Raw genomic sequence first — 26,315 nt, 5'->3', positions numbered from 1 at the left:
GCCTTTTTTACCGTTTTTTGAGCTCTTTAATGTGAATATCTGGACGGTGTGTGACAAGGGAATAAGCGGGTACAGAACTTGTAAGCCAGACATTCCCACCTATGGTACTGTTCTCACCTATGACAGTATTTCCGCCAAGTATTGTTGCGTTTGCATAAATGGTAACACCATTTTCAATCGTGGGGTGGCGTTTGATATCCCGCATGTCTTTATCTACACTTAGGGCTCCCAGCGTCACCCCCTGATACAGCTTAACGTGATCTTTGATGACCGCAGTTTCACCAATGACGATACCCGTGGCATGATCCATAAAAAAATGTTCTCCTATCTGTGCGCCAGGATTAATATCCACGCCGGTAATTTGATGCGCATATTCAGTCATTAGTCGGGGGACGATGGGAAATCCTTTGATATGCAGCTCGTGACTTAACCTAAAAATAGCAATGGCATAAAAACCGGGATAAGCGAGATAAACTTCTTCAAGGGAACGTGCTGCGGGATCGTTTTTAAAAATAGCCGCGGCATCAAGATTGAGTGTGCGTAGGATTTTAGGCAGGCCTTCTACATAATCTTCCCAAACTTTTGAGCAGCGCTTATCTGTTTCCCAGCACGCAAGATCTACCAGTTCTGTAAAAAGTCCTTCCAGGATACCCAGATTTTTCTCAAGATCTGTCGCGTAATCAAATAGCGTATAGAAAAGCGTATCTGTAAAGCGCTGAGCGTCTTCTTTGAGTTTATAATTAAGGTGCGATAATTGTTTGTGCTCCTTAATCTGGTCTATAATCCTATCTTTCTCCAAGGGAAATATATTTGAAGGGTCAAATTTAATGATTAAAGACTTCATTTAGTCTTAAAGGCTTTTAAAATTGAAGGCTTCTTAATAGTACTGATCCATAAATTCCATTTTCACAATACATCTCAAAAGTCTTGGTATCAAACTTCTCTTTATAATTGATATGGAGTAACAGAGATCGAAATCTGTTTAAAATGGCTTCGAAACAGAGTAAATACGGCTATTTCAAGGCATAAATGGCTAATTTTACCTCATGATCAGAAAACGCTATTATTATTTACTTAAAATACAATACCTGGGTTTTAGGTATCACGGCTGGCAAAAACAACCTGAAGTGCTTACGGTAGAGCGTATGATGCAGCGCACGTTACAATATGTGCTGCAACATAGCAATTTCAAGTTGCTGGCGGCAGGCCGTACCGATGCGAAAGTTTCGGTGAATGAGACCTTTGTTGAACTTTTTATAGACAATGACACTATTGATGTCGAAGCATTTTTACCGGTACTGAATCAAAACCTACCGCCAGATATACGTGCTCTTTCCATTAATGAAACCACAGCGGACTTTAATATTATTCAACATCCCAAGGAGAAAGAATATCTATTCCTTTTTTCGTTCGGAGAAAAAAACCATCCATTTTGTGCGCCATTTATGGTGAATATACTTGAAAGCTTAGATATCAGTTTAATGCAAAACGCTGCGAAATGTATGGAGGGAACACATGATTTTATAAATTTCACGTTTAAACCTAAGCCGGAAACGCAAACCGTGGTTACCATCACATGCTGTGAGATTGTGCAAAACACTGTTTACACTGCAAATTTTTTTCCGAAGGAAAGTTTTCTCTTGCGTGTAAAAGGAAGCGGGTTTAAAAGGCATCAAATACGTCTCATGATGGGCGCGCTTATTGATCTTGGAAAAGGGGAAATGGACTGGGAGTATTTTCAGCAGGTTCTTGAAGCAAAGGAACACATTAAACTTACCCATATTGCTCCAGCTTCGGGATTGATCCTGCACAGTTCAACTTTAGAAGAGTAATGAGCAGAAAAACTTAATGAAAAGTCTTAAAAACTATGGTAAATTAACAAAAAACACCGAGTATTAACAAGCTTTAACCCTTACTGACACTAGGATTAACCCTTATTTAACCCAAATAAACACTGTTGCTGCCTATATTTGTACTGAATTAAAAAAGTAGATATATTATGAATAAGACGATAGCAATATTAGCAACAGACGGATTTGAAGAAGTAGAACTTACTTCTCCATTAGAAGCCATGAAAAATGCTGGTTTCGACGTACATATAGTAAGCGATAAAAAAGGTAAAATCAAAGCTTGGGACACAGATCACTGGTCTGAAGAATATGACGTAGATAAAACCATTGATGAGGTAAATGCTGAAGATTACAATGCATTAATGCTACCTGGTGGTGTTATCAATCCAGATACACTAAGGGTAAATGAAGATGCCCTAAGCTTTATAAGGGATTTCTTTAACACTAAGAAACCAGTTGCAGCAATCTGCCACGCACCGCAAATGTTAATTAATGCAGGCGTTGTAGAAGGACGTAAATTGACTTCCTTTAAATCAATCAAACAAGATTTAATCAATGCAGGTGCAAAATGGGAAGATAGCGAAGTAGTAGTTGATCAGGGATTTGTAACCAGCCGTAATCCTAATGACTTGCCTGCCTTTAATGCAAAATTAGTAGAAGAAATCAGAGAAGGTAAGCACGAGCGTCAACATGCTTAAATAGTTACTGTAATATCATGATTTTTTAATGATATGCATTTGAAATTTTCAAAAAAAGCCTGCTTTAAGCGGGCTTTTTTTATGTTTCATTTCCAGCAGGTTTTTAATTTACGTCTCTGAATGTAAAATGTTATGTTTAAAAAAGACTTGCTGTTTGCATTGTAAATCTTTAGATGTCATTTGTCGGCATTCTTCTTAGAATATATAACGTCTGTATTATATTTGAATGGATAAAGCAAAGCTATGCGTAGGAAAATCAAATTGAAGAAACCCAGAATGCCAAAGATCCCTTTGATCAGCAGGGTTGAAAAACGATTAAAAAATGACATACCGGGCACACTTACCTATACCGGGACAAAAGAGCAAAAGGATATTCATGTAGAGATTATTGAATATTCCCCTACCAGCCATAAGAGTTCCAAGAGCAATTCTGTTGACGAAGCGATGCAAAAGCCCAGAATAAACGGGGTTACCTGGATCAACGCAAATGGACTTAGTCACATAGACCAGATCGAGAAACTTGGAAAGAATTTCCGGCTGCATCCGCTTATTCTGGAAGATATCGTTGACACGAACCAGCGCCCTAAAATTGATGAATATCCTGACTATCTTTTCGTCGTTTTTAAAATGCTGTATTTTGATAAAGAAGGCAATTTTGTCAATGAGCATATCAGTCTGGTACTGGGCAAAGATTATGTAATAACCTTTCAGGAAGCTGATGGGGACGTTTTCGATTCTTTACGGCAACGTATTGAATCTTCAAAAGGCCGCATTCGGAAGGCTGGGGCAGACTATTTGATGTTTGCCATAATGGATGCAGTGGTTGACCATTATTTTATTCTTACCGAATCTATGGGCGAACGCGTAGAAACGCTGGAAGATCAACTGTTTCTGAACAAGGCAGAAAATGGGATTACACAGGAAATACAAGAATTAAAAAAAGAAGCCCTCGGGATCCGGAAAGCAGTCTATCCTTTTAGGGAAGTGGTGAGCCAGATTGAAAAGTTGGATAATGAATTAATAGATAAACGCACTACGAAGTATTTGCGGGATCTCTATGATCAGATAGTACAGGTATCAGAAAGTATAGAAATTTATAGGGAAATGACCCGTGGTTTGATGGATATGTATATGACCACGATCAGTAATCGTATGAACGAGGTGATGAAAGTGCTAACTATTGTGTCAAGTATTTTTATCCCGCTTACCTTTATTGCAGGTATTTATGGGATGAACTTTGACAATATCCCGGAGTTGCACTATGAAAATGGGTATTATTATTTATGGGGGGTTATGATCGTGGTTTTTCTGGGCCTTTTATATTACTTCAAAAGTAAAAAATGGCTTTAAATAGCCAATTATTGACCTATTTAAACCAAAAAAAGCGGCTTTAGGCCGCTTTTTGAATTATATAATCAGAATGAACTGATTCTATTTTCCTTCGGAATCTTCCTGTTTTTGTTCGCCTTCCTTCTCGATGAATTTTTCACCCTTTGTCTGGCTACTGATAACCGGCTCATCATACATCATTTTCTTCTCAAGACCGGCAGAATCAACTTCAATAAACTGCTGAATATCTGTAGGATTTGTGATTTGAAGCATGTTTTTGCCCAAAATAGCGATAGGATGGGTAAACAACTCCGGACTGTGATTTAAGATGTTGATATAAGAAGCGTCATCAAAATCACCCTGTACTTTATCCTCTTCATCTTTATCGGCTTCTTCGTAATTCACGAGGTCTTTGATCTGTTTGTTGAGACCAATGGCAAGTTCAGCCCACTGCGTCCCGGTAAGCTTCGTCTCAGCGATATCAATGGTTTGAAGCTTTGTTCCCTGCACAGCATCTACGTGGGCGCGAGTACGCTTTCCTAAACGCGTTTTACTGCTATAAATCAGCGTGATCTGGTTATCATTTCTTGCTATAGAATCCATATATGTATATTATTGATGTGATTTCATTTTATCCTTTCTCTTTTTGAGCTGCACATTAAGTTCCCTAATGGTTACCTTAACCGATTCATGAAAGGTTTTTGAGCTACTTTCGGCAAAAAGGCGTGGTCCCGGTGCGCTCAAGCGTATACCGCATTTCATACCTGTTTCATCGCTGGAAGTATTCTCCGTTTTAAAAAAAATATCTGCCCGCACTAAAAAATCGTACTTATTTACTAGTTTATCAAGTTGCTCTATGGTAAAGCTTTCTAACGCTTCACTTTTAGTTACATCGTGGTATTCAAAATTATAGTTCATAATTCTATATTTTTTGGTAATTAGTTGTTGAAAGTTAAGCATTGCACCAACAAATTCAACAGGTTTTAGGCTTTCTTTGTGAACCTCGATTCTGGCAGTTCCACATGTATATAGAACTATTACTGATCAATTATTTCTTCCTCGTTTTCTTCGGAATTGATAAGAACAGAGGCTAAAATACCGCCTCCCAGAGAAACAATAATCACCAGTAAAGAAAGCCATTCTGGTATTTCAATAGTATGTGAAAAGATCATTTTCAGACCAACGAATGCCAGTATGATCACTAAACTATAATTGATATATCTGAATTTTGACAGCATCCTGGAAATCAAAAAATACATTGACCGTAGACCAAGGATCGCCAGTATGTTAGAGGTGAAAACAATAAAAGGATCTGCGGTTATCGCGAGGATTGCGGGAATACTATCCAGGGCAAAAAGAATATCTGTAAGCTCTATCACGATAAGTGCGATAAATAGGGGAGTGGCAAGGCGTTTACCATCAATGTGCATAAAAAAGTTGGCACCATCAGTTTCCGTGGTTACAGGAAATATCTTTTTTATGTTCTTGAAAATAAAGGAATCTTTTGGGTCAAAATCCGCATCGTCAGATTTGAACATTTTGAATGCGGTAAACAATAGAAATGCACCAAAAACGTAAACAATCCAGTCAAATTTGTTGATAAGCGCGACACCAAAAATGATCATAAGCGCCCTGAAAATTATGGCTCCCAGTATACCCCAGAAAAGTACACGGTGCTGAAATTTTTGCGGAATGGCAAAGGATGAAAATATAACCGCAATCACAAACACATTATCTATGCTTAGGGAAAGCTCAATGAGGTAACCTGTGATGTATTTTAAAACGGCATTATCTGGCGTCAAACCAGTTGGGTTTTCAACCATTTCAGCTGAAAATAGCCAGTAAATTACCCCGCTGAAAGCAAGAGCTATAGAAACCCATACCGCGGTCCATATACCCGCTTCTTTGCTGCGTATAACATGCGCATCCCTGTTGAAAACACCAAGATCAAGTGCTAGACAAATTAATATAAATACTATAAATAAACCCCAGACCCACATACGTTAATTTTTGAGGTGTAAAAATAGATAAGATCCCATGGCTGCAAGCGCTTCAGAAACTAAATTGCTGTTAAATAATTGTTTAAAAACTGGTTTCTGAGTATTTTATTTGGGCAATTCTAATCTAAACAATATCACAACCATGAAAGGATACAACGTAACCCAAAAATTAATCAACGCACATTTAGTTGATGGTGAACTCAAACCCGGAAAGGAAATTGGGCTTAAAATAGATCAGGCCCTTTTACAGGATGCAACCGGTACACTTGTTCAGCTGGAACTGGAAGCCATGAAACTAGATCGTGCAAAGACTGAGGTTGCCGTTCAATACGTTGATCATAACCTTTTACAAACGGATTTTAAGAATGCAGATGATCATGATTTTTTGCATAGTGCCGCGCAGAAATTTGGGTTGTGGTTTAGCCGTCCAGGTAACGGGGTAAGCCATCCCTTACACATGGAGCGTTTCGGCAAACCGGGAAAAACGCTGGTGGGCAGCGATAGTCATAGCTGTGCAGCAGGTTCATTGGGAATGCTCGCCATAGGTACCGGTGGTCTGGATGTAGCGGCAGCAATTGCAGGCCAACCCTATTTCGTTAAAATGCCTCAGGTAATGGGGGTAAAGCTTACGGGTAAGTTGCCGGATTGGGTTAGTGCAAAAGATGTTATTTTAGAAATGCTAAGACGTCATGATGTTAAGGGTGGCGTGGGTAAAATAATAGAATATTATGGAGATGGCCTGGATAACCTCAGCGCGATGGATAGGCATGTCATCGCAAATATGGGAGCTGAATTAGGTGCCACCACAACGGTATTTCCCAGCGATCAGGAAACCAAGCGCTTCCTAAAATCCCAGAATCGGGAGGCGGACTGGACAGAACTTTTAGCGGATGAAAATTGTGAGTACGACCTTCATGATGAGATTATTCTAGATGATCTTGTGCCGCTTATTGCCATGCCCACAAGTCCAGGAAATGTTGTGCCCGTGAGCGAGGTAGCAGGGAAAAAGATAGGGCAGGTTGTAATCGGTTCTTCGGCAAATCCTGGTTTGCGCGATTTCTGGATCGCAGGGGAGATCGTCAATGGTAAAGCTGTCAATCCTAATGTTTCTTTTGATGTAAATCCTACCAGCCGACAGATTATTCAGAATATGATCGAAAATAAGGCTTTTGCTAATTTAATTACCGCGGGAGCCCGTTTTCATCAGAGTGGTTGTATGGGATGTATAGGTATGGGTCAGGCACCGGCCAGCAATACCATAAGCCTGAGAACAATGCCACGTAATTTTCCAGATCGTTCTGGTACTAAGGATGATCAGGTTTATTTGTGTAGTCCGGAAACAGCGGCAGCCTCCGCTTTAACGGGTGAAATTACAGATCCTCGTGACCTGGAAGAACTTTATGGGATGACGTATCCACAGTATAAAGCTCCACATATGCACATTATAAACATGGACATGCTCGTCGCCCCCGTAGAAAATACGAGCGAAATTGAACTGAAGAAAGGGCCAAATATTAAATCGCTTCCTCATATAGATGCCTTAAATGATAGTTATAGTGTTCCAGTAGCCTTAAAAATGGGCGATAATATTTCAACAGATGAAATCTTAAAAGCCGGTGCAGAAGTACTTCCATTCAGAAGTAATCTTCCAGAAATCAGTAAATACAGTTATATTGTTATTGATGAGACATTTTACGACCGGGCAATGGCGATCAAGGAAGAACATGGAGGACATATCGTGGTTGCCGGAGAAAATTATGCTCAGGGAAGTAGTAGGGAACACGCGGCACTTGCACCTAAATATCTAGGTCAGGTAGCGGTTATTGCAAAAAGCTATGCGCGAATCGCGTGGCAAAATCTCGTTAATTTTGGAATATTGCCCTTGGAATTCATCAATAAGGAAGATCTTGAGAAAATAACCCAGGGAGATATGATACACTTTAAAAACCTACGGAAAAATGTCGAAAACAGGGAAAATATTGAGGTTATTATCCAAAAAGAGAATCAGGATAACCTGATAATTCAAACAAAACATACCCTGAGCGACAGACAAATACGAGTACTTCTCAAAGGTGGAATAATCAATGATTTTAAGGAAAAATTGACAGCCTAAAAAATTGCATACATCAAAACTGAATTAAATTTACCCAGTGCTCTTTGCATTGGGTATTTTTTTGGAAATGATATTTTAAGAATTAAAAATACATTCTTGATTTTATTTTTAATCCGCCATCATCTTTCAAATAGCATATTAGTTTTCATAAGTAACAATCAGGGGATCTTTTGACGTATTGTATAGTATAACCTTTTAAAATGAAGCTTTTTAACCGGAAGAATATTTGTATTAAACCTACTTAGGAAGCTAAGTGCTAACCTCCATAATATCAAAATAGAAAATTACCATCTCATTCTCTTAGCATTTGGCCTGGCTACGGTAAGCATGGCCTATATCCCCATTGTTGCAAAAAAATTGAAGATCACTTTTGCACCTATTGTGCTGGTATTGGGGTTGGCAATACACTTTTTTGGAGTTCCCGTAAAATGGCCAGATCCTCTTTGGGATCAACAATGGGTCAAGGTAATTACTGAAATTATAGTGGTCATAAGCTTGATGGGAGCAGGGTTAAAAATAGGGATTCGGTATAGTCTTCAGCATTGGCAAAATACCCTGCGTTTGATTCATACAACCATGCCTCTTTATATTATAGGCATATTCTTATTGGGAAAATATATTTTAAACCTTGATGGTGCATCTTCTTTATTGTTGGCAGCCGTATGCGCCCCTACAGATCCCGTTCTCGCATCAGATCTGCAACTGAGAAAGGATGAAACCAAGGGGAAAAAAAATACAGGAATGCGGTACGTACTTACGGCAGAGGCTGGACTTAACGATGGTTTTGCCTTTCCATTTGTTTATCTCGCGATTCTCTGGTCAAGGCAGCCTGATTTTATGAAAATTGATTTTGTGCATTGGTTTGGGTTTTTCTTTTTATATAAAATTGTGATAGGCATTATAGTTGGCTCGATTATAGGTTTTTGCTATAGTTATTCCATTCATAAGATCAAATCAGAGTATAAGCATAAACCGTTAAGCGGTTTTGTGGGGATTGTACTGGCCATGACCGTATTTGCAATTACCGAAGTCTTATTAGGTTACGGCTTTTTAAGCGCCTTTTTCTGTGGTCTTTTTGCACAGTATCACTACCATAAAGAAGAGCGGGAAGATCAGGAAAAAGAGGAAATCCTACTGTTCACTGATGAATTTGAAAAACTGCTTATTGTAATTTGGATCGTTCTTTTTGGGGGTTTTGTGCTTTCCGGAATACTTAATTATATTCAGTGGCCTGGAATCGTTGTTGCCGGAATTATTGTATTGGTTTTACGACCGCTTTGCGGCAGAATTGCCCTTTTGGGAACAGATTTCAGTAAAAAAAAGAAATGGGCGGTCAGTTTTTTCGGAGTGAAGGGTGTAGGTTCGTTTTTTTATCTTTCGTACGGTATTTATGAGGGTAATTTTTCCAAAGCTAATGAACTTTACGCGCTGGTTACCGTAGCAGTGCTTATCAGCATTATAGTGCATGGTTTAACTGGACCACGTGTGGTGCAATATTTTAAACAGGAAAATCCGGGCTAACGCGATTTTTCTTTAATCTGCTAAGCATATTTAGTAAAAGAAGTACCTTAATCCTACAAAATTTCCCAGGACGATTTCTTTTATAAGGTAATTTTTACCAAACTTCCATAAGCTATACTTCTATACGTTTAGGCCTTCCTCTCGATGGGCATTGTACTATTTTGCTTGTTTCTATAAACCGCGGCTTCAATTTTTTTCATCTCCTAAGACCTGAATTGAAAGTATTGCTAAAATTGCCGACGAAAACTTTTGAAATCGCCAGCAGGGTGTTTAATCGTGCCCTAATGACCAGAAACGGGAATTAATAGTTGCTGAAGTCCGTATGGAACAGTAAAATAATTTATTTTGCGATTCAAAGCGATACAAAGTAAATAGTACCATGAATAATGAGTGACGCGGAAAAGAAAATACAACAAGAAGAAATTGATAATGAAATTCAGAATTCTGAAAAAAGCGATCAGGTAAATGCGAAGACGCACGGGGAAATTCTAAAAGAACAAATCGTTGAGGGTCAGCAAACCTACAACCGCAGTTCCAGTAGTATATTGCTGAGTTCCTTAACGGCAGGATTGGAAATAGGTTTTAGCTATTTACTGTTATGTTCCCTTGGTGGTTTTCTTTACGGTAAAGTAGGCCCAGAAGTTATCGTTAAAGCCAGGGCATTGGTTTATCCCATTGGATTTATTTTGGTGATCTTAGGCCAATCCATACTTTTTACAGAACAAACCTCCTTATTGAGTTTACCGGTTCTCAACAATAAGCGTTCGGTTTTTAGTTTGTTTAAATTGTGGGGGACGGTAATTTTTGGAAATCTATTGGGTGGCTGTATCATGGCAGTTATATTGACCTGGATAGGGGGAAGGCTTCATATTTTTACCCCAGAAACGGTCGTTCGAATTGCCCAGCACGTAACAGCCGTAGATAATATTGTCATATTTGTAAGCGCAATTTTAGCAGGATGGCTCATGGGATTACTATCCTGGCTTCTGACCTCTTCAAAGGAAACGATAAGTAGAATCGTGCTGATTTTTATAGTAACCTCTGTAATGGCCTTTACAGATTTGCATCATAGCATCATTGGGAACGTAGAAGTTTTTGCCGGTCTTTTGAACGATTCTTCCATTTCATTCTGGAAATATTTATCTTTTGAAGGTCTCGCTTTAGCTGGTAATGCCGTGGGTGGGGTTTTCTTTGTTGCCCTCCTAAAATATAGGGCATTTGTTTATAATGTGGGATAATACAAATTCCAATTTGTAATATTTTAGAATGTGATCAAGGAAACTGGTTCGATCTGAACTATAACCGACTTGCCATTCATGATTCTTAAATACTATATTCAAGTTTATATTTTGAATAAAGCAACTAACATACGGCTTGCTTGATCACAACAGTATGTTAGCTGCGTCATATGCCTTACCGCATGATGCTATTAGGAAACTGAACCACACTTTCATGGCCATTAGCCCCTACAGCAGCAACGCCGAAGAAAAAATTATCGATAACAACACCTTCAAGCGTCATTTCTGTTTCTGTAAGATAACGGCTATGATCCCAGGTAGGAGATGTGGTATCACGCCAGTAGATTTTATACCCTACTGCGCCGTCTACAGGTGTCCATTTTAATTTCGCCGAAGCTTCTACGATTCCGCCAATTTCAACTGTTTTGGGTGCTGGTGGTGCCCAGGCAATACTTGCGAGATTTATCGCATTTACGCTGGTTAATTTGGCCGCGTAGGGAAAATTTACGTGCTCCAGAACATCGCCATACGCAATCCCATCTTCTACGCGCACATCCTGATGTTGTTGTGTGTAATTTTCATGAGCTTCCATTATGCGGATGCCTGCATAGCCAAGATCGTTAAAGGGACGGTGATGGCCGCCGCGGCCAAAACGGTCCAGTCTGTAGATCATCATTGGGTTCATTTCGGGCATGTATTTTTTTACGTTCCCATGTACGTAACGGGCCAATTGCCGGGAAATACCATCAACCTCACCACCGTAAAACCTGCGGGCCTTTCGTTGCTCTTCGGTTTCATTGGCTGGTAAGGGCTCAGAAAATATCCTAAAATCACGGTTGCTTACATAACCGTCCACACCTTTGATATTGCCAATCATATCATTATTAAAAATCCCGATGATCTCCCAGCCTTTTTCTTTCGCGTATGCGGCAAGGCCGGCTCCTCCAAAAAGCCCTTGCTCCTCACCGGAAAGACCAACGTAAAGTATACTGTTTTCAAACTTGTATTTTGAAAGTACCCGTGCAGCTTCCAGCGTTCCAGCCATTCCGCTGGCATTGTCATTGGCACCTGGCGCATCTGTTTTAAAGTCCATGGTATTGCTCGCACGCGAGTCTATGTCACCACTCATGATAATATAGCGGTTGGGGTATTTTGTTCCTTTTTGTACCGCTAATACATTGACCACGTAAGCATCATGGGGTACGCGTTGTCCCATATCTTTCGTCACTAGATCTTTCTGATAAAAAACATCAAGGCAGTTGCCGCATGCGGAAGATGACTTCTCAAAATCGCTTTTTATCCAGCGTCTGGCTGCGCCTATTCCCCGGGTTGTGCTCACGGTATCGCTAAAGGTATTCCGTGTTCCAAAACCAACAAGTTTTGTAACATCCGCCTTTATGCTGTCTGCGGAAACATTACCAATAATATCGTAGATACGCAAATCTGTCGCTGATGGGACTTGTTCCTGTGCAAAGAACGTGGTGGTTAAAAATAATAGAAGTAGGGTGTTAAATTGTTTCATATAAAAGGTATGGTTTTAATTGTTTAAGTAAGATCTTTATAGATTACAGAGCGAATAATTACCTCGCATCGTTTTCTAACTTCTGGTTCTAAATATAAAATAAAACGCCCTGTTCAAAAGGGCGTTCATCAGTTTTTTTGAGGTAAAAACCTTTAAAAACCGTCATTTTAGGAACATAAATGCCTTAAAAAAGATCAGTTTTTGGCAAATTCTTCCAGCAATTGCCGTACATGGTCTGTATCTTCCACATAAAAACGGGCCGCTGTTTTTTGCAATCCTACTTTCACCGTATAAGCAGATTCTGGTAACTCCTCAAACATGAATTCATCGGTCCAGTCATCACCAATGGAAAATATAAAACTGTAATCCTTATTAAAAATCTCTTTGGCAACCGCCTTTCCTTTGTTGACCGCTCCACTTTTAATTTCCAGCACTTTATTGCCATCAAGAACTCCTAGATCTTTATTGCTGGCAAGTTCTTTAATAACAGTGGAAAGTTCGTTGGCCCGCATTTCGCCAAGCTCAGGGTCGGCATTTCTATAATGCCAGGCCAGCGAATAATTTTTCTCTTCAATAAATGTGCCCGGCGTACGGTCAACGTAGGTTTCAAGGATAGGCCTTATTTGTGGCATCCAGTCATTTTTGATCTTTTCGGTAATTTCCCAATCTTCTCCAGATTTGCGTTTCCACACACCATGTTCTGCGATTAGGGTAACAGGTACATCTTTCCACCAGGTGCCCAGCGTATCGCGGTCGCGACCACTTATGATAACAACTTTTGTATGTTCCTGCGCTTGAATACTTGCCACAAGATCCAGTATTGCCGGGTCTGGCTTTGCGTTTGCGGGATCACTTACAAAGCCGCGTAGGGTGCCATCATAATCCAAAAACAGAATACGTTTTTCAGACTTCTGGAAAGCTTGCATCATTTCCTGTTGCTGTGTTTTTTTTATTTTAATAGCTTTTACCATATCTGATTTATCCTTTGTTTTTTCCAATGCATCTAAAAATTCCGAAGACCATTTTTCAACATTATAGCGCTTAAGCCGCTTTTGCATTTGTGAATTGCGTTGTTTTTGCTCTTCTTCGGGCATTTCTATCGCCTCTTTTAGAGTTTCCGCAATTTCTTCAAAATTGTTTGGGTTGATCAACAACGCTTCGTTCAGCTCTTGTGCGGCACCCGTCATTTCGCTCAAAATAAGGACTCCGGTCTTGTCTGTTCGCGTGGCAACATATTCTTTGGCAACAAGGTTCATACCGTCGCGTATGGGCGTTAAAAGCGCGATATCGCAGGTGGTATACAAATCGATAAGATTGTCAAAAGGCATGGAACGATAAAAATACCAGATGGGCGTCCAACTTACCGTGGCGAACTTACCATTGATGCGCCCCACGAGTTCGTCTACTTCTTTTTTCAGTTTTTGATACTGAGGTACGTTGGAACGGGAGGGAACAGCCAGCATTACCAGACGCACTTTTTCAAGATATTGCGGATAATTTTCCAGGAAATATTCATAAGCCCTTATCCGGTTGGCTATTCCCTTTGTATAGTCAAGCCGGTCAATGGAAAGTATCATCTTAGCATCTGGTGTAGCGTCCAGGTGCATATCCAGTCTGCGCTGCAATTCTGATTGTTCTTTAGCATTTTGTTTTTGGTTCGTTAACGCGGCATTTTCAAACTTGGCGTAATCAATACCCATAGGGAAAGAGTTCACCGTAACCAGTCGATCTCCCAGCATAATCTCGTTGAAATTCACATCATGACGTAAAATTCGGCTTACCGAACTTAAAAAATGACGCTCATAATCATAGGTGTGAAAACCGATAAGATCTGATCCCAACAAACCTTTGAGGATTTCTTTTCGCCAGGGCAAAGTCCTAAAAACTTCATAGGAGGGAAAAGGGATGTGTAAAAAGAAGCCTATGCGCGTCTCTGGCCTTTCTTTCTTAATTAGCTGTGGCAACAGCATAAGTTGGTAATCATGAACCCAGACGGTATCGCCATCTTCAAGCTGTTCAAGTACAACTTCCGCAAACTTCTCGTTGACTTTTTTATACGTATTCCAGTAGTTTTTTTCAAATTCGGCATATTCCATAAAATAATGAAAGAGCGGCCAGATGGTCCGGTTGCTAAAGCCATAGTAAAAACCATCTACATCCTCCTGATCAAGATTAACCGGTACGCACTGTTCTTTTTTGCACGCCTCAACCACTTTATCCTGCATGTCTTCCGGGATCTCTTCCTCTGTAAGTCCCGGCCAACCAACCCACACTCCATTACCATCCCGGTGAACGGATTTCATCCCGGTTGCCAGGCCTCCCACACTTGGGATCGCTTCAAGGGAATTATTATTGATTTGTAATTGTAAGGGCAGTCTATTTGAAATAATGATAGTCTTGCTCATAAAGTGACTGATTGTTGGTTGGATATTTTTGTTATTGCTTAAATTTCGGAAATTATATGGGTTTATAGCCTGCTTTTGCACAACTTTTAGAAAATTATGGATAATCTTGACTACGGAATAATAGGGAATTGCAGGAGCGCTGCGCTCATTTCAAAAACAGGATCCATAGACTGGTGCTGCCTACCCATATTTGATTCCGCATCTGTGTTCGCAAAACTTCTTGACGATAAGAAAGGGGGGAGCACTTCATTTGAAATTAGTGAAACCTATAAAATCGATCAGGAATATCTTTGGGAAACCAATATCTTGAGTACAACTTTTGACGACGGCACCAATGCCTTCCAGGTGCTGGATTTTATGCCGCGTTATGAGAAAAAGAACAATAAATTCTATTCCCCTCCAGATATTATTCGCTTTATCCGATTTATAAAAGGAGCGCCCAAATTTAAAATAGTCTACGATCCTCAATTAGAATATGCCAAACCGAAAACCTTTAACGAAGACAAAGAGGAATATATAGAAAGTTATACTGAAGGCGGTAAATACGATTCCCTTTACATGTATACAGATTTTGATAATCAGGATATTCTAAATAATAAGGAATTAACACTCACTGACAATGCTTTTATACTTATTTCCTACCATGAGAAGTTGATAAAGCAGGATATAGATCGCATTTATCTCAAATTTCAACGTACCAAAGTATACTGGATGAACTGGAGCGATGCCACTACAAAATACCCAAAATACCAGAACGAGATCATACGTTCTGCACTAACACTAAAAGCACTTACATTTGAAAAATCAGGAGCCGTGCTTGCGGCAGCGACCACATCTTTGCCAGAAACCATAGGCGAAATACGTAACTGGGATTACCGGTTTTGCTGGGTGCGCGACGCTTCCATGGTGATCCGGGTGATAAGTAGCCTGGGCCACACGAAATCTGCCCAGAAGTTTTTGCAGTTCATCATGAATACGGTCCCAGATAAGGATGAGAAAATGCAGATTATGTACGGGATTAACGGCGAGAAGGAACTTACCGAAGAAACACTGGATCATTTAAGCGGTTACAAGGATTCTAAGCCCGTGCGTGTGGGAAATGCGGCTTATGTACAGCGACAAAACGATATCTATGGCATTTTGATGGAAGTTATATATAGTCAATTTGTTGAATTTGAAAATACGCTGGAAAACAGTGAAGCCCTGTGGACGATCGTACGTGGAATTGTCACAATCGTTGAAGAGCACAGGCAAGAGGCAGATAAAGGAATATGGGAACTTCGTACCGAAGATAAACACTTCACCTTTTCTAAACTGCTTTGCTGGGTGGCGGTGGATCGCGCCATCAAAATTGCAAATGTGCTCAACAGAACGCGCAATATTGAGGAATGGAAAAGCCTACGTGAAAAAATCTATATTGATATCTATGAGCACGCCTGGAATGAAGAAATTGGCGCCTATACGCAGTCTTATGGTTCAACCGCACTGGATGCATCTACCTTATTGATGCAACAATATGGGTTCATTGAGGCAGACGATCCCCGGTTTATCTCTACCGTAAAAGCCACGGAAAAGGAATTGTGTCAGGATGGACTCATGTACCGCTACAAGAATGATGATGATTTTGGTAAGCCTTCTTCTTCTTTTACCATTTGCTCCTTCTGGTTTATCGATAGCCTTTATAAAATAGGGGAGAAGGATAAAGCCGTCAAATATTTTGACCAACTCTTATCCTATAGCAATCATTTAGGGTTGTTTAGCGAGGATATTGATTTTAAGACAAAACGTTTATTGGGCAATTTTCCGCAGGCGTATTCCCATTTGGCGTTGATTGAAACAGCAATTAATTTCTCTAATAATATAGGAGAAAAAGACATTTTTGAACCCATTTTCTATTAAAGAACCCTTTTTTTGGTCGAAAAAAGCCTATTTATCGGCTATTTTCTCCTGTTTTTCGACCTTTTTTATTGGTTTTGGATGTTGATTTTCCAATCCGGAAGCAGGCATGGTGAATCGGGTTTTGGAGAAACTTTCAGGATAATTTCTTTGTATAAAGGAAATCAGATTTTCACGAACGTATACCCGTAAATCAAAGGCCGTGGGTGAATCCTTGGCGCTCATAAGTGCACGGATCTCTACGGAATTGGCCGTACTATCAGTGACTTGAAGTACATTTACTTTTTGGTCCCAAAGCGGCGATTTTTTGAGCAAGCGCGTTAATTCTTCACGCAGGTCATCAAAGGGGATATTGTAATCGGTATATATAAAAACAGTTCCCAGAAGATCTGAGGAGCTTCGCGTCCAGTTTTGAAAAGGTTGCTCTATAAAGTAGGTGGTGGGCACCACAAGGCGACGCTTGTCCCAAATATTGACGACTACATACGTAAGGGTTATTTCCTCAATGCGTCCCCATTCTCCTTCCACAATAACCACATCATCTATACGAATAGGCTGGGTAAACGCAATTTGAATTCCTGCCATCAACGTACCCAATGCCTTCTGCGCGGCAAAACCAATAATGATTCCCGCAATACCTGCAGTTGAGAGCATCGTAACGCCCATTGCCCTTATATTGTCAAAACTCATCAGGACAATACCTATACCTAATAACACCAGCACAAATATAATTACCCGTTCCAGGATATTGAATTGTGTATAGATTTTGCGTGCCTTAATGTTGTTCTCCGCCTTAATATCATAATTCTCCAATACCTTTGCTTTAGCAACTTTTACCGCAATAATCGCCAGCCACACAAAACTGATGATCAGAAGTACGGTGCTTACTTGGTTTAGTGAAGCTTCTGAAATAAAATCCTCTACAATCGCGGCGATTTTATCAAGCCTCAACATAAGGCTTACCAGGAGTAATGCGAGCGGAATACGGGTACGCTCTGCAATGTTCAGCGGTAAAATGTTATTGGTGTTCTTACCTAATTTTTTGAGCACAAAATAAAGGATCGTAAAAATGAGTCCTGTAATTAAAATACTGAAAATAAGAAAGCGTTGCATTTCTGGACTAAAGTATAGTTGCATATGGGGAATTTTTAACTATTATCCTTAAAACTAGCCAAAACAACATTCAGTCAACGTTAATGAAGCTTAAAATTTTGTCTATCAGGCCACTACAACGTTAGTAAAATTTCAGCAGTAGCAAATCTCATCAGATATCTTCTGGAGATAAGGGAATCTTTACGGAATATTTTTACTTTAACCTTCTGATTTCTCCAATGTTATGAATGTAAAATGCTGCAATACTTTGTTGTGTTAATCAGGGATATCTCCGGAAAAGCAGGTTGTTTTTCGGTATAAAAGTCTCATTTATTACCGTTTATCGTATTATTAATTCCTTCCAACCATAGTAATGAGGAGATTAGCTAAAAACATCATAACCAGACCGCATGCACTGGTACATTTGTAATAACAAAATCTAGAATACGTATGAAACTTATTATAACTTATTTGGTGCTTTTTTTGACGCTACTTATATATGGTCAGATTTATATAGATCAAGCACAATATGAATCGCAAGATGAACCAAAACATTTGGAATCTGAAAATAGTGCTATTATGCTTGAAGAGTATTGCGGAAGATGCCAGCTTTTTTTGTAAGAAATAATTTTAAAGGATAGTAGGTCTAATCTGGTGATGAGAAATAAAATTATTGAAACTAGTTTTAGGCTTTATAGAAAAATGTTCAATGATCCTGGGTAGGGTTTATGTAGAAATTTTTTGAATGAAATACTGGAAATCTTTTTGAGATAGGAATCGAAGTCCTCGGTAAAAATTCCCCACAGCCGGACTATTATATGGATGAAAAATTTACTCTTGGTTTGTTGGTTGACTAAGATCTGGAGGTTGGATTGAAAAGCAGGGAACTATTCCCTGCTTTTTTTTGGCATACCTTAAAAAGGCGATCATAACGTACTGCACGTTGAATAATTCCGCATAATCTTTAGTGTTTAGTAGACTTTAAATTAGCTTGTTAGCAAATCGTTTTCTATGTATTTCACACTTTGAGAAAGGCTTTTATAAGGATCCATATCAAAATTTTCCTGCTCAATGATAAGATGCTTTACATCAGAGGTTTTCATATTTTTAAAAATTGTGGTGTAATCTATGGTTCCTGCGCCTATTTCGGTATTTAATTCCCTGTCTGCTTTATCCATGTCTTTTACATGCCATAAAGGAAATCTTCCAGGATATTTATTGAATAACGCTACGGGATCTACACCTGAATGTGCGACCCAGAAAATATCCATTTCAAAGTCCACCAGTTCTTTGTCTGTTTCAGAAAGCAAAATTTCATAACCCGTCTGACCATCATATTTTTCAAATTCAAAGGCATGATTGTGATAGGCCAACTTCAAACCCGCCTGCTTGCACAATTCACCAATTTCGTTAAATTTAGGGGCAAGACGTTTGTAATCGTCCAGGGAACCGCGCAAGGAATCGCCCAGGTACGGAATAATAAAATATTTTTGATTTAATTGTTCGGCAGCTTCGATCATGTGCATTAGTTCATCTTTTGTTCCGCCAGGTGCCAGAAAAGAATCGGCGCCATAATGACCACTGGGGCTTTTCATCCCGGTGTCTTTCAAAATCTGATTAAATTCTTCTATAGTTGTCCCCCAGAAGCCATTTTCAAGGGTATAACCGTAGGTTTCTACTTCTTTGAAGCCAATTTTTGCTACCATTTCTAGAGTACCCTTCACATTATCCGGAAGGGTTTCCCGCAGGGAATATAACTGCAACCCTAATTTGTGCTTTTTTACACTGGCAAAAGCAATTTTGGGAAGTAGGGTAGCGGCAGCAGCAGCTAATGTAGCTTGTTTTAAAAAAGTTCTTCTTTGTGACATCTTTGGTTTTTTAAGGGAATGGGGCTAAATTGATTTAGCATAGTATACGAATCCTAAAATTAAAATAAAATATCGTTAAACCCTTGCTTTTATCTCAGATATGAATGTTAATACGATTTACCATTAATTTTATAAACACGTCCTTTCAAACTATCTGCAATAAAAAAAGTCCGCTACCAGGGGGTAACGGACTTTTAACCAACTTTAAACAATATAAAAAACCAACTTTACATTCTCGTTAAACGCTACTCAAAAATTAAGTTGCGTTATATTTTCAACTAGGATTACTGGCCAGACTTTCAAAGACATTATTCTCAATATCTAACGCCTTGATTTGATAAAGGCTTTCTGGGATTTCTCCCGAAAAAGTGTTTTTACCAACTGCCAGAACTTCCAAGCTTTTCAAAGCAGCCAATTGATCCGGAAGTTCACCACTTAAATCATTTTCAGAAAGGTCAAGCTTTTTTAAAAATTTAAGGTTTCCCAAACTCGATGGCAACTCCCCTTTAAGAGCATTGGAACTTAAATCGAGACCTACAACTCTGTCATTTTCAATAGTAACACCCTTCCAATTTGTAATATCTTCATTAAGATCCCAGGTTACTTTCCATTGTTCGCCCTGGGTAAAACGATGCAAATCTTTTAAAGCATCCTGCTCACTTTGTGAAACCTGTGCAAAACCGCTGACACTTAATAAGCACATTAGAAAAAATATAGTATATGAATTCATGATTTGGGGCTTTCAATGTATTACAGCGTAAATATATAGCATTTAAACCATTAAAAGCAAGTTAATTCGGTAAAAGACACAAAAAGAAGTAAAATTTAACATATTTTAATAATTATTGAACGCTGATGCTTTTTGAATAAATGCCCTATTAATCTCGTGGATGCCCTGAAATTGCTTTATTAGTAGGTTTTTCCCGAATATTTTCTCCGCTTTTGAAAATTCACCTTGCATTCTTTTTTCTGTAAAGTATTGATCTGCATTACCATAAGTAATGACTATACGTCTAGTAGAAAGATGATCAAAACTATGGGAAGGTATCTCCTCGGGTATTCCACCAGAATGCAATAGGAGGGACGAGCAATCAATTTTAGAAGTTGCGGCCCACCGCAGGATTGCCGAAACGCCTTGCGAATACCCAAAAAGGATCAAATTTGCCTGTCCGTCAAGTTTTGGTTTTATCTCCGCATCATACACGGCATCCAGATAATGGACTACATTTTGGGTTTCCTGTTCCAGATATTTCCTTGTAAACCAGGAGGCGCCAATATATTTGTAGGATTTGTCCTGATAATATTTCGCGGGTGCTTGTGGGGCAACTATATAATTGGTTTTAGGATCCAGATGATCAAAATAGTTGATAAAATATTCGCTTAAATAGCCAATGCCATGACAGACCAGCCAGATATTCCGGGTTTCCTCGGTAAACGTATTTAAAGTAGAATAGGTATTTGCTGCGGTATAGTTAACCTGTTTTTCCATGGACATGCGCGTATAGGATTTGTATCTTTACAAAGTAAATAATTCAGGGGGAAAAATGATAGTTCCCAGTAGATAGTTCAATTTTGAGAATCTATATTAAGTATTCCTTATGTCAAAAAAATCAAAGACCGAAATACTGGCGCTGTGCGCTAAGATGTCCACAAACACCTTAATGGAAACATTGCATATTGAATTTATTGATGTGGGCGAAGACTACCTTACCGCAAAGATGCCGGTGACACCCAGAGTCCATCAACCGGACGGCGTTTTACATGGCGGTGCAACCGTGGCACTTGCAGAAAGTGTGGGAAGCGCAGCAAGTTATATATTTTTAAATGCCGAAAATGTAATGGTGCGCGGTATAGAAATCGCTGCAAATCATGTAAAAAGCGTTTCGGAAGGGGATGTTTTTGCAAAAGCCACATTCTTACATAAAGGCAGGACGACCCAGGTCTGGGATATCCGCATTACAAATCCCGTTGGAGAGCTCATTTCTTTTGTCAAACTTACCACGCTATCGCTTCCTAGAAAAACAAAATGACAGCAACAGACGTATTTCATCGGCTTGCCGCGCAATACGCCATGGGGCTTCCTTTTGTGGCGTACAAAAAACCTAGAGAAAAAGAGGTCCAGGTGATTTTTCAGAATGATACGCAAGTACACGAGGTCCAAACCTTTATGGAGAGCGGCTTTGTTTTTGCCCCATTCAATAAAGAGAAAAGCATTTTGATTCCGGGGAAACCCCTAAAAGCCGACTTTTATTTTACCGAAGAAAAGTCGGATTTTGAGCTAAAATTGCCAATTTCTGACGAAAAAAGGCAAAAACACATACATCTGGTTGAAAAGGCAATCGGTGAAATCAAACGTAAAAACCTAATCAAAGTAGTGCTCTCCAGGCAACAGAATATATCTACGGAAAAAGATCCACTACTTCTTTTTAAAACCCTGGCAAATGTGTACCCAGATGCATTTACCTACATATTTTATCATCCATCCATCGGGGTTTGGCTGGGAGCAACCCCAGAAACATTGCTGCGCGTAAACGGTCTGCGTTTTCAAACCATGGCGCTTGCGGGAACGCAGGTTTTTGAGGATTCCGTAGATGTGCAATGGGGCAAAAAGGAACTTGAAGAACAGCAGCTCGTTACCGATGAAATCGTTAAAAGCCTGAAGAAATTTGAGGTGAAAAATTTAAATGTAAAAGATAGGGAAACGGTGCGTGCCGGCAATGTATTGCATCTGCGCTCTGTGATCACCGGCGTTATGCACGCAAAGGGTCAACAGTTAGGGCGCATTATCTCCGCGCTTCATCCCACACCTGCCGTTTGCGGACTTCCGCGCGAAGCGGCCAGATCTTTTATTGCTAAAGAAGAGGGTTACGATCGTGCATTTTATACCGGTTTTCTGGGCGAACTTAACCTGCAGGAGGAAAATTCGAGGGCTTCCCATCGCCGCAATACAGAAAATCTCGCTTATAAAAGCATTAAAAAATCAACCGATTTATATGTGAACCTGCGCTGCATGCAGTACGATACTAAAGAGGTAACCCTTTTCATGGGAGGCGGGGTTACCCGGGATTCTATACCAGAAAGGGAATGGGAAGAAACCGTAGCCAAAGCACAAACCATGCTGCGTGTGCTTTAAAAACGTGCAGTGAAATCGTACTTTTGCCCTATGGTATATTCTACAATCCCCGTAGCCCAGGCGGTCATAACCTTGTGCCTCAGCAAGGGTATAGATCATGTAGTCATTTCGCCGGGCTCCCGCAATGCCCCGTTGACAATAGGTTTTAGTCATCATCCCGAGATTAAGGCATTCAGCATCGTAGATGAACGCTGCGCCGCTTTTTTTGCGCTCGGTCTTGCGCAACAATTGCAAAAACCTGTCGCCATTTGCTGTACTTCGGGCAGTGCGCTGCTCAACTATTATCCTGCTATCGCGGAAGCTTTTTATAGCGATATCCCACTGGTGGTACTTTCGGCCGATAGGCCAATTGAGCGCATTGATATAGGGGATGGGCAGACCATACGACAGCGCAATGTGTTTGAAAACCACATACTTTATTCGGCCAATCTATATTCGGAATTGGTTATGGAAGAAACTGTTCATGATCAAAAACTGCAGCAAAAGCAACGGGAGGCCACCACGCACAATCAGCAGGAAATCAATAAGGCACTCAATACCGCAATCGAGAAAAACGGACCCGTACATATAAATATCCCGTTTTATGAACCTTTGTACCAAACTACTGAAACAGCACAACCAGCGCCAATTTTTGTTTCACCGAAGGTTAAAAAGGAAGAGTTGAGCACAGAGGAATTGCAACCTTTTGCAAAAATCTGGAACACGTCCCACAAAAAGATTGTTCTGGTAGGGGTATTGCCTCCGGATGCGCTTGAAAAGGAGTTTCTGAATGCACTGGCCACTGATCCCAGTGTTCTGATCTTTACGGAAACTACTTCTAATTTAGATCATCCCAATGCATTTACCCGTATTGATAACTTGATAGGTAGTCTGGATACGGAAGGCTTTCAGAAATTACAACCCGATTTGTTGGTGACCTTTGGTGGAATGGTAATTTCCAAAAAAATCAAAGCGTTCCTTCGGAATTTTCGACCCAAACAGCACTGGCATATTGATCCTAAAAAAGCTTACGATACGTTCTTTTGCCTCAACCGCCATTTTGAAGTTACGCCAAATACTTTCTGGAAGCGCTTTTTACCCCTGACGGAAAAACTTGCAAGTGCCTATTTTAGTACATGGAATACCATTAAGATCCATCGCGATAAGAAGCATGAAGAATATCTTAAAGATATGCAATGGTGTGATTTTAAAGCCTTCCAGATCATATTGGAAAAAATTCCCGATAAAAGCATGTTACAGTTGGGCAACAGCTCTACCGTGCGTTATGTTCAGCTTTTTGATATTGACAAATCGTTAAAAGTATTTTGCAATCGGGGAACGAGCGGTATTGATGGTTCTACCTCTACGGCAATAGGAGCCGCGCTGGGTAGTGCGACGCCTACGACATTGATAACCGGCGATCTCAGCTTTCTATATGACAGTAATGCTTTGTGGAACCGTTATATCCCGGGCAATTTTAAGATCATCGTAATCAATAACAATGGCGGCGGTATTTTTAGGATTTTGCCCGGTAATAAGGATACCAAAGAATTTACTGATTTCTTCGAGACCACACACAACCTGACGGCAGAACACCTGGCAAAAATGTATGATTTTAAATATTATCAAGCTTCCACTAGTTCCGCTTTAGAAGATGAATTGGTTAAATTCTATACTGAAAACGACAAACCGTCAATTTTGGAAATCAGTACCCCACGGACTATAAACGATCAGGTATTGCTTAATTATTTTAGTTTTATTCGATAATAAAGTATCGATAAATAGTATAAATTCAGCAATTTATCGCCTATATTGAGCATTTTTTGGCTGAAATATCGCTATTTATTCTTCTATATATAAGTATTGATAGATTTTATAGTTATGCTTTAAATATATTCTATATTCTGAGTTCTTTTAAGCACCACACACTGTTTAAAGTTGTGCGAGGTTGCTTAATTTTGCAACAAACAATCCATACTATATGTTAGAAATAGGCGCTTACCACAAAATGATTATTGATCGCGACGTGAGTCCGGGACTTTATTTACGCAATGAAGAGGAGGATGAAGTCCTGCTACCCGGAAAATATGCGCCAGAAAATTTTAAGCTGGAGGATTCCATTGAGGTTTTTGTTTATCTCGACAACGAAGAGCGACCGGTTGCCACAACCTTAAAACCTTTTATAGAGAAAAATGGATTTGCTTTTTTACGCTGTACGGCAGTAACAGGCATTGGTGCTTTTGTGGACTGGGGGCTTGACAAAGAATTGCTTGTACCCTATAGCAATCAAATGACTCCCATGAAAGCAGGGCAATCTTATGTGGTCTATCTTTATCTGGATGAAAAATCAAACCGTTTGGTAGGATCTACAAAGACACCTCAGTTTACAGATAATGACAACATTGAAGTGCAAAAGTTTGACAAAGTTGATCTTCTGGTTTCCCACTATTCTGATCACGGTGCAAACGTGATCATCAATGGCAAACACATGGGCCTCGTTTTTAAGGACAGTATTTTTGAAGATTTGCGTGTAGGCGACAAATTACCGGGATATATCAAATGGGTGCGTGACGATAAGAAGATAGATGTCGTTCTTCAGCCGGAAGGCTACAAAGGGATCGAGCCTAACACTAAATATATCATGGATGAGTTGCAGGCCAATGGTGGTAAGCTCATGCTGAGCGATAAGAGCAAACCTGAAGATATACAGGCGCAACTGGGTATAAGTAAGAAAAGTTTCAAAAAAGCCATTGGTGTTCTCTATAAAGAACGAGAGATTGTTATAGAAGAAGATAAAATTGTATTAAACACAAAAAAATAAGGCATGCAGCAACCAGACTGGCAAACCGCTATAGAATTTGATGATATTACCTATAAAAAGGCAAATGGTGTTGCACGTATCGCCTTTAACAGGCCTGATGTTCGCAACGCATTCCGACCAAAAACGACTTCTGAACTTTTAAAAGCTTTTCACGATGCGCAGGAAGATACCAGTATAGGTGTGGTTCTGCTTTCTGCCGAAGGACCTTCGTCAAAAGATGGTGTCTATAGTTTTTGCAGCGGGGGTGATCAGAAAGTACGCGGTGATCAGGGTTATGTAGGGGAAGATGGTTATCACCGTCTCAATATCCTTGATGTGCAGCGCTTGATTCGTTTTATGCCTAAAGCGGTTATTGCAGTGGTTCCCGGTTGGGCAGTAGGCGGTGGCCATAGTTTGCACGTGGTTTGTGATCTTACGCTTGCCAGTAAAGAACATGCCATATTTAAGCAGACCGATGCCGATGTCACCAGTTTTGACGGCGGTTATGGTTCGGCCTATTTGGCAAAAATGGTTGGTCAAAAGCGTGCCCGCGAAATTTTCTTTTTGGGACGGGATTATTCTGCTCAGGAAGCTTATGAAATGGGAATGGTAAATGCCGTTGTTCCCCACGAAGATCTTGAAGATACTGCCTATGAATGGGCGCAGGAAATTTTGCAGAAATCACCTATTTCCATTAAAATGCTGAAATTCAGTATGAACCTTACCGATGATGGAATGGTAGGCCAACAGGTTTTTGCCGGTGAGGCGACGCGCCTTGCCTATATGACCGATGAAGCCAAAGAAGGCCGCAACGCCTTTCTTGAAAAACGGAAGCCCAACTTTGACAAAAAATGGCTGCCATAAAATTGAA

Annotated in this window: 22 protein-coding genes; 12 read left to right on the top strand and 10 right to left on the bottom strand. The window is 39.9% G+C overall.

Going from position 1 to position 26,315, the window contains the following annotated elements:
* Window positions 1-7: 7 nt before the first annotated feature.
* On the bottom strand, window positions 8-799 hold the full coding sequence (gene epsC / locus P162_RS17150) for a serine O-acetyltransferase EpsC (RefSeq protein WP_031429176.1): 792 nt from the start codon (window positions 797-799) through the stop codon (window positions 8-10).
* 247 nt (window positions 800-1,046) lie between these two features.
* On the opposite strand from epsC, the gene P162_RS17145 reads away from it, so the two are divergent.
* The 3 genes from P162_RS17145 to corA all read left to right on the top strand — a co-directional run bounded on the left by P162_RS17145 (window position 1,047) and on the right by corA (window position 3,898).
* On the top strand, window positions 1,047-1,832 hold the full coding sequence (locus tag P162_RS17145; protein WP_031429175.1) for a tRNA pseudouridine synthase A: 786 nt from the start codon (window positions 1,047-1,049) through the stop codon (window positions 1,830-1,832).
* Window positions 1,833-1,999: 167 nt separating this feature from the next.
* Complete coding sequence (locus P162_RS17140; protein WP_031429174.1) at window positions 2,000-2,548, top strand: type 1 glutamine amidotransferase domain-containing protein; 549 nt, start codon at window positions 2,000-2,002, stop codon at window positions 2,546-2,548.
* Window positions 2,549-2,791: 243 nt separating this feature from the next.
* A complete protein-coding gene (gene corA / locus P162_RS17135) occupies window positions 2,792-3,898 on the top strand; it encodes a magnesium/cobalt transporter CorA (RefSeq protein ID WP_031429173.1) in 1,107 nt (368 codons plus the stop codon).
* A gap of 81 nt (window positions 3,899-3,979) precedes the next feature.
* On the opposite strand, the gene P162_RS17130 is transcribed toward corA, so the two are convergent.
* The 3 genes from P162_RS17130 to P162_RS17120 all read right to left on the bottom strand — a co-directional run bounded on the left by P162_RS17130 (window position 3,980) and on the right by P162_RS17120 (window position 5,877).
* On the bottom strand, window positions 3,980-4,480 hold the full coding sequence (locus P162_RS17130; RefSeq protein ID WP_051908150.1) for an arsenate reductase family protein: 501 nt from the start codon (window positions 4,478-4,480) through the stop codon (window positions 3,980-3,982).
* Window positions 4,481-4,489: 9 nt separating this feature from the next.
* Complete coding sequence (locus P162_RS17125; protein WP_031429170.1) at window positions 4,490-4,795, bottom strand: HPF/RaiA family ribosome-associated protein; 306 nt, start codon at window positions 4,793-4,795, stop codon at window positions 4,490-4,492.
* Window positions 4,796-4,914: 119 nt separating this feature from the next.
* The gene (locus tag P162_RS17120; protein WP_031429168.1) at window positions 4,915-5,877 is read right to left on the bottom strand and encodes a TerC family protein; all 963 of its coding nucleotides are present in this window, start codon (window positions 5,875-5,877) and stop codon (window positions 4,915-4,917) included.
* A 142-nt stretch (window positions 5,878-6,019) separates the two neighbouring features.
* On the opposite strand from P162_RS17120, the gene P162_RS17115 reads away from it, so the two are divergent.
* The 3 genes from P162_RS17115 to P162_RS17105 all read left to right on the top strand — a co-directional run bounded on the left by P162_RS17115 (window position 6,020) and on the right by P162_RS17105 (window position 10,749).
* Window positions 6,020-7,990 (top strand): aconitate hydratase, encoded by a 1,971-nt coding sequence (locus tag P162_RS17115; protein ID WP_031429167.1) that lies wholly within the window; start codon window positions 6,020-6,022, stop codon window positions 7,988-7,990.
* 327 nt (window positions 7,991-8,317) lie between these two features.
* Window positions 8,318-9,511, top strand: coding sequence for a cation:proton antiporter (locus P162_RS17110; protein WP_081868486.1), 1,194 nt, complete (start codon window positions 8,318-8,320; stop codon window positions 9,509-9,511).
* A gap of 386 nt (window positions 9,512-9,897) precedes the next feature.
* Window positions 9,898-10,749 (top strand): formate/nitrite transporter family protein, encoded by an 852-nt coding sequence (locus P162_RS17105; protein WP_031429165.1) that lies wholly within the window; start codon window positions 9,898-9,900, stop codon window positions 10,747-10,749.
* Between the two features lie 175 nt (window positions 10,750-10,924).
* On the opposite strand, the gene P162_RS17100 is transcribed toward P162_RS17105, so the two are convergent.
* On the bottom strand, window positions 10,925-12,271 hold the full coding sequence (locus P162_RS17100; protein ID WP_031429163.1) for a M28 family metallopeptidase: 1,347 nt from the start codon (window positions 12,269-12,271) through the stop codon (window positions 10,925-10,927).
* 194 nt (window positions 12,272-12,465) lie between these two features.
* A complete protein-coding gene (locus P162_RS17095; protein WP_031429162.1) occupies window positions 12,466-14,676 on the bottom strand; it encodes a bifunctional alpha,alpha-trehalose-phosphate synthase (UDP-forming)/trehalose-phosphatase in 2,211 nt (736 codons plus the stop codon).
* A gap of 96 nt (window positions 14,677-14,772) precedes the next feature.
* Between P162_RS17095 and P162_RS17090 the strand changes: the two genes are divergently transcribed.
* Window positions 14,773-16,575, top strand: coding sequence for a glycoside hydrolase family 15 protein (locus P162_RS17090; RefSeq protein ID WP_031429161.1), 1,803 nt, complete (start codon window positions 14,773-14,775; stop codon window positions 16,573-16,575).
* Between the two features lie 27 nt (window positions 16,576-16,602).
* Here P162_RS17090 and P162_RS17085 read toward each other — a convergent pair whose 3' ends face one another.
* The 4 genes from P162_RS17085 to P162_RS17070 form a co-directional block, all read right to left on the bottom strand.
* Window positions 16,603-17,709, bottom strand: coding sequence for a mechanosensitive ion channel family protein (locus tag P162_RS17085; protein ID WP_035917600.1), 1,107 nt, complete (start codon window positions 17,707-17,709; stop codon window positions 16,603-16,605).
* A 941-nt stretch (window positions 17,710-18,650) separates the two neighbouring features.
* Entirely contained in the window at window positions 18,651-19,532 is an 882-nt protein-coding gene (locus tag P162_RS17080; protein ID WP_031429158.1) for a sugar phosphate isomerase/epimerase family protein, read from the bottom strand.
* Between the two features lie 274 nt (window positions 19,533-19,806).
* Complete coding sequence (locus P162_RS17075; protein WP_117434238.1) at window positions 19,807-20,262, bottom strand: hypothetical protein; 456 nt, start codon at window positions 20,260-20,262, stop codon at window positions 19,807-19,809.
* A gap of 105 nt (window positions 20,263-20,367) precedes the next feature.
* On the bottom strand, window positions 20,368-21,027 hold the full coding sequence (locus P162_RS17070; RefSeq protein ID WP_031429155.1) for an alpha/beta hydrolase: 660 nt from the start codon (window positions 21,025-21,027) through the stop codon (window positions 20,368-20,370).
* Between the two features lie 103 nt (window positions 21,028-21,130).
* Here P162_RS17070 and P162_RS17065 point away from each other — a divergent pair, with 103 nt between their 5' ends.
* The 5 genes from P162_RS17065 (at window position 21,131) to P162_RS17045 (ending at window position 26,308) form a co-directional block, all read left to right on the top strand.
* Complete coding sequence (locus P162_RS17065; protein WP_031429153.1) at window positions 21,131-21,562, top strand: PaaI family thioesterase; 432 nt, start codon at window positions 21,131-21,133, stop codon at window positions 21,560-21,562.
* Window positions 21,559-22,665 (top strand): chorismate-binding protein, encoded by a 1,107-nt coding sequence (locus P162_RS17060; protein WP_031429152.1) that lies wholly within the window; start codon window positions 21,559-21,561, stop codon window positions 22,663-22,665. The genes P162_RS17065 and P162_RS17060 overlap by 4 nt, the downstream gene beginning before the upstream one ends.
* Before the next feature lie 30 nt (window positions 22,666-22,695).
* Window positions 22,696-24,411 carry a 2-succinyl-5-enolpyruvyl-6-hydroxy-3-cyclohexene-1-carboxylic-acid synthase gene (gene menD, locus P162_RS17055; RefSeq protein WP_031429150.1) on the top strand — a complete coding sequence of 572 codons (1,716 nt, stop codon included), beginning with the start codon at window positions 22,696-22,698 and terminating at the stop codon, window positions 24,409-24,411.
* 214 nt (window positions 24,412-24,625) lie between these two features.
* Window positions 24,626-25,465, top strand: a complete 840-nt coding sequence (locus tag P162_RS17050) for a S1 RNA-binding domain-containing protein (protein WP_031429148.1) — start codon at window positions 24,626-24,628, stop codon at window positions 25,463-25,465.
* 3 nt (window positions 25,466-25,468) lie between these two features.
* Entirely contained in the window at window positions 25,469-26,308 is an 840-nt protein-coding gene (locus P162_RS17045) for a 1,4-dihydroxy-2-naphthoyl-CoA synthase (RefSeq protein ID WP_031429146.1), read from the top strand.
* Window positions 26,309-26,315 lie beyond the last annotated feature (7 nt).

The organism is Flavimarina sp. Hel_I_48, from assembly GCF_000733945.1.
Classification (GTDB): Bacteria; Bacteroidota; Bacteroidia; order Flavobacteriales; family Flavobacteriaceae; genus Leeuwenhoekiella.
The sequence above is the reverse complement of the archived record's forward strand: the minus strand, read 5'-3'. Positions and strand labels throughout refer to the sequence as shown.